Annotated in this window: 9 protein-coding genes; 3 read left to right on the forward strand and 6 right to left on the reverse strand. The window is 43.6% G+C overall.

The window, feature by feature from the left end:
* Positions 1-16: 16 nt before the first annotated feature.
* The 3 genes from W7W_RS0100080 to W7W_RS0100090 all read left to right on the forward strand — a co-directional run bounded on the left by W7W_RS0100080 (position 17) and on the right by W7W_RS0100090 (position 4,129).
* On the forward strand, positions 17-1,837 hold the full coding sequence (locus W7W_RS0100080) for an ABC transporter ATP-binding protein (RefSeq protein ID WP_010661845.1): 1,821 nt from the start codon (positions 17-19) through the stop codon (positions 1,835-1,837).
* A gap of 75 nt (positions 1,838-1,912) precedes the next feature.
* On the forward strand, positions 1,913-2,527 hold the full coding sequence (locus W7W_RS0100085) for a hypothetical protein (protein WP_010661846.1): 615 nt from the start codon (positions 1,913-1,915) through the stop codon (positions 2,525-2,527).
* 90 nt (positions 2,528-2,617) lie between these two features.
* Complete coding sequence (locus W7W_RS0100090) at positions 2,618-4,129, forward strand: right-handed parallel beta-helix repeat-containing protein (protein WP_010661847.1); 1,512 nt, start codon at positions 2,618-2,620, stop codon at positions 4,127-4,129.
* Positions 4,130-4,428: 299 nt separating this feature from the next.
* On the opposite strand, the gene W7W_RS0100095 is transcribed toward W7W_RS0100090, so the two are convergent.
* From W7W_RS0100095 to W7W_RS0100125, 6 genes are all read right to left on the reverse strand, one after another.
* Positions 4,429-4,848, reverse strand: a complete 420-nt coding sequence (locus W7W_RS0100095; RefSeq protein WP_010661848.1) for a Dabb family protein — start codon at positions 4,846-4,848, stop codon at positions 4,429-4,431.
* A gap of 30 nt (positions 4,849-4,878) precedes the next feature.
* Positions 4,879-5,325, reverse strand: a complete 447-nt coding sequence (locus W7W_RS0100100) for a methionine-R-sulfoxide reductase (RefSeq protein WP_010661849.1) — start codon at positions 5,323-5,325, stop codon at positions 4,879-4,881.
* Between the two features lie 85 nt (positions 5,326-5,410).
* Positions 5,411-5,617, reverse strand: coding sequence for a heavy-metal-associated domain-containing protein (locus W7W_RS0100105; RefSeq protein WP_010661850.1), 207 nt, complete (start codon positions 5,615-5,617; stop codon positions 5,411-5,413).
* Positions 5,618-5,694: 77 nt separating this feature from the next.
* Positions 5,695-8,130: a heavy metal translocating P-type ATPase gene (locus tag W7W_RS0100110; protein ID WP_010661851.1), complete on the reverse strand. Its 2,436-nt coding sequence runs from the start codon at positions 8,128-8,130 to the stop codon at positions 5,695-5,697.
* Between the two features lie 275 nt (positions 8,131-8,405).
* Positions 8,406-10,982 (reverse strand): alpha-amylase family glycosyl hydrolase, encoded by a 2,577-nt coding sequence (locus tag W7W_RS21450; protein WP_010661852.1) that lies wholly within the window; start codon positions 10,980-10,982, stop codon positions 8,406-8,408.
* An 85-nt stretch (positions 10,983-11,067) separates the two neighbouring features.
* Positions 11,068-13,236, reverse strand: a complete 2,169-nt coding sequence (locus tag W7W_RS0100125) for a starch-binding protein (protein ID WP_010661853.1) — start codon at positions 13,234-13,236, stop codon at positions 11,068-11,070.
* Positions 13,237-13,856 lie beyond the last annotated feature (620 nt).

Below are 13,856 nucleotides of genomic sequence, written 5' to 3' on the forward strand. Positions count from 1 at the left end.
AAAAGAACATCCCGGAATGAGAGATTTTATCGAGGTAATGAAACGGTATTTGCCACCGTACAAGCATCTTTTGGGGCTGAATTTTCTGTTTAATATTTTGTCAGCCACCTTTGCGGTGTTTTCTGTGGCATTAATGGTACCAATGCTTGAGATTATTCTTTCGCAGGACAATGAGGTATATGCTTTGGTTGAATGGAAGATGAGTTTCAATGATCTGAAGCACAATTTGTACTACTACATTACCAGTCTGAAATCCGCTTACGGTCCGGGGTGGTCGTTGCTTTTTGTGGGGGTGTTTTTGGTAGCCGGAACTTTCCTGAAGACCGGATTTGCCTATCTGGCGGCTTATACCAGTATCGGAATTCGCAACGGGGTAGTTCGTGATTTGCGACACAATATCTATCATAAGATTCTTCAGCTTCCAATGGCTTTCTTCAGCGAAGAGAAAAAGGGGGATATTATAGCCCGTTCTACCGGAGATGTGCAGGAGGTCGAGGCTTCCATTATGTCATCGCTGAATATGTTTCTGAAGAATCCGGTGCTCATTGTGGTGTTTCTCGTCGCAATGTTACTGTTCAGTCTTAAACTTACGCTTTTTGTATTTGTGGTGTTACCAATTGCCGGTTTTATTATCGGTCGTGTGGGTAAAAGTCTTAAAAAGACTTCTCGAGAAGGTCAGAACAAAATGGGTGAGTTGCTGGGCATTATCGAAGAAACCCTTTCCGGACTTCGTATTGTTAAGGCGTTTAATGCGGAAAAACGCATGGATCAGCGCTTTGATGGTGAGGTGGATGAATACCGGAATATCATGAATCGCCTGATGCGTCGCCGGGATTTGGCACATCCGATGAGTGAATTTTTAGGCACTATTGTGGTGGTTATTGTGGTATGGTTCGGTGGAACACTCATTCTTACTGATGCCGATGCCCTTAATGCTGCAGAATTTCTGGCTTATCTGGGTATCTTTTATCAGATTATCAACCCGGCAAAGGACTTTTCCAAAGCTATGTATAGCATTCAGAAGGGGATGGCCGCCTACGACAGGATTGATGAAATTATGGGAGCCAATGTTGCGATCAGGGAAAAAAGTGGTGCCAAAGGGATTCGTGAGTTGAAGCAGGGCATTGAATACCGCAATGTTACTTTTGCATACAATGAGGCGCCCGTCCTTAAAAATATCAATGTTTCCATTCCCAAGGGAAAGACCATCGCATTGGTGGGGCAGTCGGGGAGTGGGAAGTCCACTTTTGTGGATTTGTTACCTCGTTTCTACGATGTACTTGAGGGAAGTATCTTGATTGATGGTCAGGATATTCGTGACCTGAAAATTCATGATTTGCGCAATCTGATGGGCAATGTGAATCAGGATGCTATTCTGTTTAACGACACCATCTATAATAATATTGCTTTTGGGGTGGAAGATGCCACACCCGAAAAGGTGGAGGAGGCTGCCCGGGTGGCCAATGCTCATGAATTTATTACTTCTTTTGACAATGGTTATCAGACCATTGTTGGTGATCGGGGTGGACGTCTCTCCGGAGGTCAACGCCAACGCATCAGCATTGCCCGTGCTGTACTGAAGAATCCGCCGGTCCTGATTCTGGATGAGGCTACCTCTGCCCTTGATACCGAATCAGAAAAGCTGGTGCAGGAGGCCCTGGAAAACCTGATGGCCAATCGTACCTCGATTGTGATTGCTCACCGTCTTTCCACTGTGCGTAATGCCGATTGTATTTACGTGTTTCATGAAGGGGAAATAGTGGAGACAGGGACCCATGATGAACTGATTTCCATGAAGGGTATTTATCAGAAGCTCAATGATCTGCAGATGAGGTGATGTTGCTTGAGATGAGTTTGTGAAACCCCTGGGTTTTTGCTTCGTATCATCAAGAGAATATTTTGATTTGAGGAGATGAGACGAATTATTATTTTATTGTTTTTATTGATTGCCTGGTTTTCCAATAGTCCTGTTAAAGGACAAACTCCCGAAAGCTGGGATTTTCCCGAAAAGTATGATTCGCTGGTTGTTTTTCTGGCCGACAGTCTGGATGATATACTGGATGTGAATATTAAGGTGAAGGAAAAACGCATTGGAACTACCATGGCCATGCGTCCGTCCTTTTTTTCTTTTTTTAGAAAGCCGGAGAAACGTACTTATGTCTTGTGTATCAATAACAGAGATGATTTTCATGGAGTACTCTTCCGGGATGTCCCGCATGAAGCACGCGTCGGCCTGCTGGCACATGAGTTGATGCACGTTCGGGATTATCAGTCAAGAGGTTTTGGAGGCCTTGCAGAACGTGGATGGCAATATCTCTCCAAGCGGGGCAAACACAAATTTGAACACGAGATCGACCAGATGGTCATAGATGCAGGCTTTGGATTTTTTCTTTACTACTGGAGTGCTTATGTACTTGAAGAATCAGACGTGGACGAAAATTACCGTGAGTTTAAGCGACGGGTTTATATGAAACCAAAAACTATTCTTACGGAATTGAATAAGCTGGGCGAGTTGGAAGTAATGTAAGCTGGGTTTAAGAATGTTTTTGACATTCTTCTGGTTGAGAGTTGCTTATGAATGAAAAATAATATAATTTAGGGTCCAAAGATGTGACCCATGAGAAAACTCTACTACTCCTTAATTTCTTTGTTGTTTATCCTGTTTCTAACACAAGAGTTGTATGCACTTGATGTGTCAGGATCTGTTACTACCAATACTATCTGGGGACCGGAACAGGTGAATGTGACCGACGATGTTACCATTTCCGCTTCAGTGACCATTGCTGCAGGCACAAGGATTGTTGTGGCCGATCAGACCATGATTACAGTTACTTCAGCCGGCAGTATTCAGGCAAATGGAGTTTCCGGCAGTGAGATTGTTTTTACTGCGGACAATCCAAACACCGGGTGGAGAGGGATTTATTTTAATGGTGGGACCGATGATAATCCTTCCTCATCTTTTGAATATACTACGTTTGAATATGGGAATGCAGATGGATCAACAGCATCAACAAATTCGGGAGGTGCTGTCTCTATTTCTTATCACTCTGATATTTCGTTTGTGAATTGTCACTTTGAAAATAATCAGGCAGCTACTTATGGCGGTGCCATTAATTCAGCTTACTCCCAACTGATTCTTGAGAACTGTACGTTTAAATCGAATCAGGCAGTAGGGTTTGATGGTGGTGGTGCCATTCATATAGTGAATTCTGACGGGCATGAACTTCGCATTGAGAACTGTGAGTTTTACAATAATTCTGCTTCTACCGGTGGCGCAATCCAAGCGGATTTTGCTGGGGGCCTCATTGTGTCTGGTTCTGTTTTTGCCAATAATGAATCGTATTTTGGTAGTGCAGTAACGATAAGTCAGAGTTCATCTAATGATATTTCCTTTGTTGCTAATACTATTGTAAATAACCTTGCAAATAATACCTCCGGTTGTGCTATTCGTGTTTCTGCTTATACAGAGCGTCTGTCATTCGTAAGTAATATTGTTTTCGGAAATGAAAATGGTTCCGGTGAAGCCATGGCAATAGTTTTTGACAATGAACCCTATACTCCGGTCTTCCAAAACTGCCTCATTGAAGGCGGCCAGTCCTCTGTTTCAGGGCTTCCTGCTTCTTATACCTGGACAGAAATGGTGGACAGTGATCCTTCTTTTGTTTCAACATCATCAGATGTGGGACTTGCGGCTGATGGGAGCCTGGCAGACTGGCAACTATCCGATCAGTCGCCTTGCATCAATGCAGGACTGGCAGATGTTTCCGGATTGGGGTTACCGGCTTATGATCTTGCCGGAAACGCTCGTGTTCAGCAGGGGCGAATTGATATGGGGGCTTTTGAGAGTTCTTTTGTTCCCACCTCTATTGTGAATCGGCTGGATAACGTGGATTTCAAGCTCTGGTATCGTCGTGATGCAGGACAAATTGTGGTTCGGACCGACGACAATCAATATTTTACCGGTGCATTGTACAATATTACCGGTGCTTTGGTTGATGATAAACGACCGGCTTCTTTTCAGAATCAGATGATATTCTCCGCTGCCGGGTTAAACAGAGGTATTTATGTGGTCACACTTTTTCGCCCCGATGGCAAAGCCCTTAAGGTTGCCAAAGTGGTCGTTGATTAATTAGTGTTTGTCTATAAAGTCCAACTTCTTCGTTGTTGCTCAAAATCTAAATCCTCAAATACATTAGTATTTTGCGGTTTATATTTTTCATACGCCTTGAATTTGAACTTTCTATCTCAAACACGTGAAAAACGCTTAGTTTGTTTTTAGTCATGTGTCCGGTATTAAAGTGCCAATTGCAAAGCCTTCCCCGATTTTTCTTCGGGGGCTTGCGAAGCCGCCAAAAGCGAAGCATACTTACGTAAATGAGTATTTTGGCGGCAGGTATACCGCAGCAAGTGGTACTTTATGGACAGGTACTAATTGCTGATGTCTGCAGAATCATAGACTTTTACCTTTGCCCAGAGGTTTTCGTTTTGCTCAACAAACTCAAGGTGAGTCGGATGTTTTTGATAAATGTCCTGAGCCCGTTTGTTTTCAAAAATTACCATTAATGAGTAGGAATAGCTGTGGTCCACCACCTCACGTTCTTCGGTGGAGGCAGGAACTCCAATGTGGTAATTTCTGATTTCATCAATGGTAACCAGTTTCTTCAATGCTTTTTCGAACTGCTCACGAACTTCCTTATCCTCAGGATTTTTCAGCCAGAAATAAACATGGTGAATCAGAATGTTGGAGAGTGGCTTCATGGATGGTTGTGCTTTAAGTGAATGTGATGCAAGGGCGGCCAGTCCAATGGTGACGGCTGCCTTTTTCAGAAATGTTCGTCGGTTAACCATAGTAATTGTAAATATTGAGACTGATAAAATCTATTTCTGAAGCGCAGAGTCGGGGATAAACACCATCGAAATACTATTGACGCAATGCCGTGTGTTTTTTGCGGTAAAACCTTCTCCCAAAAACACATGGCCCAGGTGAGCGTCGCAGCGTGCGCATACGATTTCGGTTCTTCTTCCGTCGGCGTCCGTCTGTCGCTTTACAGCTCCCTCAATCTCATCGTCAAAGCTGGGCCATCCGCATTGGGCATCAAATTTGGAACTGCTGTGGTAAAGGTGGGCTCCACATCTTTTGCAGGTATAGATTCCTTTTTTCTCATGCTCATAGTATTTACCTGTAAAGGGCCTTTCTGTTCCTTTATTGATGATGACATACTCCTCCTCGGGAGTAAGTTGCTTAAAATTAAAGCGGGTGCTGTCGTTTTGTGCCATAACAATGCCTGTTAGTAGGGTGAATAGTATGGTTATCAGTGTTTTCATGTGGTGCTTGTTGGTTTCGGGTTCTGAGTTCCGGGTCCTGAATTATTCCCTGAATGCGGAATACAAGACCCAAAACTCATAAAACTCAAATTTCCTCCGCGTTATATCCTGCTTCATCAAGGAGATTTTTAACTTCGTTAGAATCTCCGTCAGTCTCCACTGTTAAAACGCGTTCGGGGTTTTCTAAATCAACACTCCAGTTGCTGATATTGTTTGATTTTTCCAGAAAAGGGGTTACGGCATTGATGCAGCCGTTGCATTTGATGGTTGTTTTGAATTTTAATGTTTGCATAGCGATTGTTTTTTATGGTTCAATATAATTTAGATTATTAAAAAGGCTGAGGCTAAGGTTAAGGTTAAGTCTCAACCTCAATCAATCCTGGCTCTCTTCAATCTCAGACTATTACTGACAACAGAAACAGAACTGAATGCCATTGCCGCTCCTGCAACCATGGGGTTTAGCAGAAATCCAGATACAGGAAATAAAATTCCTGCTGCTACCGGAATTGCTATCACATTATAGAAAAATGCCCAGAACAGGTTTTGTCTGATGGTTTTTACCGTTTTATCAGACAGCTTCATGGCTTCCGGAATTTTCATCAGATCTGATGAAGTGATGGTCATAGCTGCCACATCCATTGCCACATCAGCCCCTTTGCCCATGGCTATTGACAGGTCTGCTAAAGCCAGCGCTTCCGAATCGTTGATTCCATCGCCCACCATGGCTACTGTTTTGCCTTTTTGCTGAAGTTCTTTCACAAATTCCGCTTTTTCGTTGGGCATCACTTGCGCTTTGTAGTTTGTGATTCCCGTCGCTTTTGCCACTGCTTTGGCAGTTTCCTGATTATCTCCGGTAAGCATGTAAATTTCAATGTTTTGTTTTTGGAGACGATGAATGGCCTCTTTGGAAGAATCTTTGATTTTATCCGCAATGGCCAAGATTGCTGCCACCTTGTCTTCCACCGCTAAAAGAATGACGGTCTTTGCTTCACTTTGCCATGCTTTGATTTGTTCAGAGATCTCAGATGGTACTTCCACCTTGTTTTTATTGATTAGCTCTTCATTGCCAATCAATACTTTTCTCCCGTTTATGTCGGCACTGACGCCATTACCTGAGTGGTTTTGGAAGTTTTCTGCCTCGAATTTGGCAAAATCTCCTTCCTGCACAATGAATTTGATCACTGCGGCGGCCAGTGGATGTTCGGAGTGACTCTCAACGGCATGAATCATTCCATAGACTTCGTTTTTAGCAGTTTTTAAATCGACCATCTCCATATTGGTAACTTCCGGTTTTCCAATTGTGATGGTACCTGTTTTATCGAGGACCACTGCGTTGGCCTTGTGTGCTTTTTCCAAACTTGAAGCATCTTTTATCAGAATGCCTCTGTTGGCGCCTTTGCCCACGCCCACCATAATTGCTGTTGGGGTTGCCAGACCCAGGGCACACGGACAGGCAATAACCAGTACTGAAACCATTGCCAGTAGAGCCTGGGTCAGGTATTCTGTTCCCCCGAAAAACATCCATACAACAAATGTGAGTAGTGCGGTTGCCATAACTGCCGGCACGAAAACAGAGGCTACTTTATCTACCATTCTTTGCACGGGTGCTTTAGTTGCCTGAGCGTCTTGTACGGTTTTGATGATTTGAGCCAGTACCGTATCACTACCTACTTTTTCTGCTTTCAGGCTGAAGCTCCCTGCCTGATTGATGGTGCCGGTGTAAACTTTTGCTCCTGTTTTTTTCTCTGCCGGCTTAGATTCTCCTGTAACTGTACTTTCATCTACAAAGGAAGAGCCGTCCGATACTTCTCCATCCACAGGAATCTTGTTTCCGGGTTTTACCCTCAAAATATCACCCTTTTCAACCAGATGAATGTCTGTTTCCTGCCAGCTGCCATCCTCCAACAGTTTGATTACCTTTTTAGGTTGGAGTCCCATAAGTTTTCGTATGGCAGAAGAAGTGCCTTCCTTGGCGCGTTCTTCCAACCACTTGCCTAACATAATAAATACAATAATGACTGCAGCGGCTTCGAAATAGACGTGAGCTGCCAATCCTTGTGAAGTCCATACTTCAGGAAAAAGCGTGTTGAAGCTGCTGAACAGATAAGCCATTCCGGTACTGAGCGCCACCAGGGTATCCATGTTTGCAGCTCCGTGGCGGGCCTGCTTGAATGCGTTAACAAAGAAATGACGACCAAAAACAAAAAGTACCGGTGTTGTCAATGCCCACATAATGTAGTTGGCGTAAGGGATGTTCATGAAAAACATTCCAATCAGAAAAACCGGAAAGGCCAGAATTCCCGCCCACAAAAGTCGCTTCCGGGTCTGAGCACTCTTCTTGCGGCGTGACTCTTCCAACGCTTCCTCGCTGCTTTCTTTCTCGTCGATGATAAGGTCATAACCAACAGATTGAATGGTTTTTTTCATCTGCGGAAGTCCGATGTTTTCAGGAATCCATTTGACTTTTACCGTATTTTGTGCAAGATTAACGTTGGCCTCCAGGATCCCCTGTTGTGCATTGAGCATACTCTCCACACTGGCAGAACAAGCAGCACACGACATTCCCTCTACAGGTATGGACTTCTCTTGGATGAGTACGTCAACACCAAAATTTCCCAATTGCTCCACGGCGGTTTTCGGAGATTTCTCATCTCCGGACTGTAATACGATCCGTTGATTGTTGGGCTCCCAACTCCACTCTTCGATGGTGGTAATATCTTTAAAAGCTTTTGCAATATTGGTCTCCTGAACATCACTGCTTGAAGTTGTGATGGGGAGTATCCATTGTTTGTTTTTATCGGACATGTTTTTCTTTTTTATACAAAGGTAATGTCCGATGGGGGTATGGGTTTTACAGTATTTTCGAAAAAACTTACAGGGGGAGGGAGGAGGAGCTCAAAGGTGTTTGATGGCATTATACCACAGGTTTGGCTCGGGATAGACGCAGGGAAGCCGGATGAAGCCTGCTAATAGACCTTTTTGTTTTGCACAAGAGTCACCCCGCTAAAGCAGGGTGCTATTCTCATCTTATGGATTGCTTTGCTGTGCTTGTTATTTATATGTTTCAAATAACTTCTTTTTTAGTAAATCAATACCTTCTCGTGATTAACAATGTATATTCCTTTGGGAATCCCATAAAAGGCGTTTTGTCCCGGCCGGATGAGAATGGTTCTGATTATTTTCCCGGAAACAGAATAAACGGGTAGTTCTGTTTCAATGGTACTTTTTGCAAATAAAATTCCGTTGTTGGAGAAGAAGACCAGTTCATTTAATGATATATCATGGATACCTGTGGGGACTGAACTGAGGGTATGACTTAATCCTGCTGAAGTGTAATACCCCCCATTTACCACTTCAAAACCAACACTCGAGGGGGCCTGGTTACTTCCGTCATTGAAGAGCACTTTCCAGTTTTCGATGGCTCCTTCAACGGAGTATTTGTATATGTTGTTTCCAAGGGGCGTTATTTCATCTCCCGGCCATGCAGAGGTGACCATCACTACGCTGCCATTATCATCGTAATAGATATATGCGTTAATATCATTTCCCCAATGGTCGGGAGCTTCAAAAAAGATGGCTTGTTCATTATCGTAAAGAACCGGTTTTGTGGGTTCCACTGGATCTTCCGTTGAAGCCAGTAAAGGTTCTGTTTCATCTGGATAAGTTCCAGGGATGGTTTCAACAGGACTGCTTGAATAAAGGTACTTTTCATCTTCTCCCACCTTTCCGGGAGCCTGGGTTTGTGGGGTGTCTAAGACGTATGCTCTAATATTTCCCTGTCCTGAAAAGAAAACTGATAAAGTGTTGTTTGAAACTCTTTTTACATCTCCTGTGACCACATCTGTATATGTTCCGTTGAGAATATGAGAGAATGTGGCATTGCCCGATATGGCTACCAGGACATAACTGTCGGTTGAAGCATCTGTATATCTTCTTTTAAATGCGATGCCGGAACTGCTGATGTTTGCCGTTGAATACTGCCCTTTTCGCAGGGCTGGAATGGCCATCCTGATTTTGCTCAATCGTTGAATGTGTTTTGCCAGAGGATGTTGAAGAGTGACTGCTACGTTGCCTGAAGCGTTGGTGTAATCCGCAAAATCATTTACATTGAGGTTGCCCGAAATATATCCACCATAATAGGCGCGGCCGGACTCTTTTAACGGAATCGTAGGGCCTTTGTCTATGGGATATCCTTTTTTAAATTCTATTTCGCTACCGTAGTAAAGACAGGGGATTCCGCGAAAAGTGTACATGAGTGACAAGTTCTCGGCCCAAACACCTTGAGGTTTGGCAAATCGTTCACTTTCGGGTGCCTGATCGGGGGCATAATCGTGCGAATCTACATAGACCACGTTGAATGTAGGATCGTTATAGGTGTGATCTCCTCCCGTTGCCACTCCAAATGCATTGTAAGCATTCTCAAAATTCCAGTGCATGGGAAAATCAATAACATTGAGTCCGGAGTGCATAGTGTAATCGGGGCTGTGATAGTCATTCCCGATCAGAAAAGCATTGTTTGAGGTGGGTTGTGTACCTGTGTTGGTGTTGTCATTGTAATTGGCAATGCATGATTGCTGATTGGTAAACGGGAATTCTCCGCCGGATACATGCACGTCTTTGTATTCTGAAGGGTCATCACTCCATGTGTATGTTTTTGAGTCTTTCCATGTATAAAAAGGTGTTGACATAGGAGGTGTGCCACGATACCAGTAATTGCGGTCGCGGGTACAGATTTCGGCAAACATGAAGAAGTTGTTGTTGCCAACAGCTTCGGCTGCAGCTTTAAAAGCCGGGTTAAATACCTTATTGAAAACCAGTCTTGAAATATGTCGGCCTGTATCAATGCGGAAACCGTCCACACCCATCTCAATAAACCTTGAGTACGCCTGGACTATGTAGTTGTAAACAATAGGGTTTTCGGTGTTTAAATCTACGCAGTCCCCTGCAATTTGTGCCCATTGGGAGGTGATGTCATCCCAGTTGAAATTGCCGAAATGGTGATAGTGATTGTCTGAATCATGATTCTGACCATCGGTGTTTTTCATTAGTGCCAGACGTGCCTGGTATTGTTCTCCCGGGGGCAGGCTATCATAGTTTTCGGGTAGTTTTTCCGGTATTTTTATCATGCAGGCATCCGGGTCGGCCAGATCAGCTGTATAATCCTTCTCAAACATGGGGGAGAGAAATGCCTCACCGAAATTTCCGGTATGGTTGAATACCACATCCAGGATGATTTTCATGTCCCGGTTGTGTACTTCATCAATGAGATCCTGAAAGAGTACATCGTCTGACTCATAGCGGGGATCCACTTTGTCGAAATTCATAGCATGATAGCCGTGATAATCATAGCCGCTGGCATTCTCCACCACCGGAGTAATCCAGATGGAGGTAAAACCCAACGCTTTTATGTAATCGAGTTTGTCGATGAGCCCTTTAAAATCCCCCCTCCATGCAGGGTCTACCTGGTTCAGGCTTTTGCCATCCCAGCATTGTACATTGTTTTCCGGGTCTCCGTCATAAAAGCGTGTGGTCATGACAAAGTAGATGGTTTCATCACGAAAATCTGTGCGGGAGAAATCCTGACTAAGGAGTGATGTCGATTGAATAAAAAGTGTCAGGATAAGGGTTAAGATAAAAGTCTTAGATAAGGAGTTCATTTGGTTGGTTTTGGTTAAAAGATGCGTGAAAACACCGGACAGTTTGCCAAAGCAGACTGTCCGGATTGGTTATGAGAAAAGCAGGTTATTGTTTGATGAAGCGGCCGATGGTCTCTTTTCCTGTGACATCCTGAATGATGATGAAATAGAGTCCTGGTGACAGATGGGAGACATCAAGTCTGGTGTTTTGGTTGACAGCTTCAAATAGATCCGTGATATTTCCGTTGATCGAAGCAACTGATACTTTGTCAATTTCCTGAGATGAAAGTATCTGAATGAAGTTTTTTACCGGATTGGGAAATATTTCCAGTTGGTTGCCGGCTTTTTCTGCTTTTGTTACGGAGGTTACGACAGCGGGACATTCCACATAATCCGGTGTTGTCCCGGCGTAACAACTGGTGGATGTAACATCTTCGATGTTCCCTGTTTGATTGCCGCCGGCTCCATTGTTGAAAATGACATTGACATGGTTTACCAAAGCATCAAAATCATAACGATACCAATTGTCCTGGAATTCAGAGATGGCAGTTCCGGGCCAGGTGCCGGTTAACTCTGCTCCGGTGTTATCCCAGCTGTAGATGTAAATTTCATTCCATGATTCAGTGTCTTGATAAGCAACAGATATGGGAGCTGTGGTGGTTCCGTCTGTACAATTAACTTCAATATGATGAAGTTTTCCATCACCGTCTGTGGTTGTTAATGTGCTGAAACATGCATCTGCAACAATATTGGTAATGTCGATGGTTTGCTTTGTGCCATTGTTGAAAATGACATTCAGGTATCCTGTTACACTGGAGAAGGTGTATGCGTACCAGCTATTTCCTTCGTTAGTCATGCTTTCTCCGGGCCAGGCGGTGAGCGCACCGTTATCGTCCCATGCATGTACATTTACATTGCTCCATGCTGTATTGTTGTTGTAGAATTTAACAGTAATGGTTGTTGTAGGGGTCGGTTCGGGATCAGGCGTAGGTTCAGTACCGGTTTTTGTCCAGACGGCATAGTCCGTTCCCGAGGTTTGAAGTGTATAATCTGTGGGAGCATCGTATGAAGCTGTTCCAATTTTAACAATGAGTGAACCGTTGTTTCCGGTTGCTGTGGCCACATAAATGTCCTGTGCACTTTGGTTGACGGTTACGTTACTTTCGCTGTGAATTCCTGCCAGTTTTCGGGCTTCGATGAGTTCATTGATTTTTGTAGTGTAGTTGGCGTCATTCCAGTGATTCATCCATACACAAGGTATACCGGGACTTGACAGAATAAATGCATAAGCGGCTAAAACATTCCCGGTGAATCTGGACGCATTGTCGGTGCGCCCTGTGTCATGATTGTCCACAAAGGTGATTGCATATTTTTTATAGTAATCGTTGTGGATAAGTCCTGCCGGCTGGTTCTCTGTTCCACTTAACCAGGTTAACTCGGTCAGGTTGTAACCGTTGTTAAACGCATTGTTGATGGCATATTTTGCCGGAAAATCAAAGGCTGTTGATGTGGCGTTGGTGGCATCAATCCAACCGGTAACCAGATCATAGTTCCCATCCCAGAATTCACCTACCGAAAGATATGCATTAGCTGAATTGTTGTACATTTCTGTGTAGCTGCCTTCATAACCTTTTACCAGATCATATCGCCATCCGTCGTAGCCGATTTCATTTTTCAGAAAATCCAGATAAGCCTTGATGGTGTTTTGAACATTAACATTGGTGTGGTCCACATCCCGGGCAGCCGCATAATTCTCTCCGGTATCCGGGTTCCCTGTTGGGATGTGGTCATAAGCCAGGTTTTGATCCTTTACTTCATCTCCTTCACAAATGGCCTCCAGGCCCCATGAATAAGTTGTACCGCCATAGGTTTCATCGGGAAAATCCACCCAGTTGGTCTCTCCGTTTCGGTGATTGATAACGATGTCGGCAATGGCTTTGGTGCCGTTGTTGTTGAGTGTCTGGATAAGAGTTTTTAGTTCAGCCTGGGTGCCGAATGAACTGCTTTGGTCGAAATAGAAAACGGGAAGGTATCCCATGGAATTGGTGGTTAGGTCGTTGCCACTTGGTGGCAGCCATATCAAGTCGAAGTTCTGACCAATTTCCGGAGCCATGGATGTTAAGGTACTCCAATTACTGGCTGAGTAGGTATCCCAGCCAAAACCCTGTAGCATTACATCAGTCGATTGGGTTGGGACTTGGGATTTAAGGGGGGATAGAAAAGCAAACAGAATTAAAATTAATAGTAATTTAACTGCGTTGTAGGATTTCTTCATAATGTAAGATTTTTGCTTTGTTAAAAAATGTAGGTTTTGAAATCAGGTAAATTCGATGTTCTGAAAACTTGGATTTAAAAACAAAAATAGAAACTTTTTAACAAATAAAAGTAATTGATAATCAAAAATCTAGGCTAGAAAACTGCAAACGTTCCCGCAAACGTTTGCGGGAACGTTTGCAGTTTTTTTATCCACGCAAAGCGCATTGGAAAATGGTTTTTAATCTGCAAAAGTTAAACTATGTCAACGAAAGGAGCTGGGGGAAAGGAATTAAGTTTGGAGGAATTGATGTCCGCTTGAAAATAGTTAACTATGTCGAATTAATTTCCTCTTCGGTTCCCTGAATTTATTGGTATTTAAACATCCGATTACTAAAAGTTATGAATTAACCAATCCTCCTAAAAGCGATGCTTTTTCTTTTGAAGGAATCCATAATGTTGTTTTGATAAAGTGATGTTGTTGTGTTTTTTAAAGGCCGAAGGTCTTGAAGCGGAAGCCAGGGGCATTGCCCCAGTGAAATTGTAATAAATCAATTCCCCATCTCTTTATTGGTAGCATTGCGTCTAATAAAGAGAGGGAGGATTGAGGATAACTTTAAACCCAGGGGGCTGCCCAGGGGT

Source organism: Marinilabilia salmonicolor JCM 21150, from assembly GCF_000259075.1.
Classification (GTDB): domain Bacteria; phylum Bacteroidota; class Bacteroidia; order Bacteroidales; family Marinilabiliaceae; genus Marinilabilia; species Marinilabilia salmonicolor.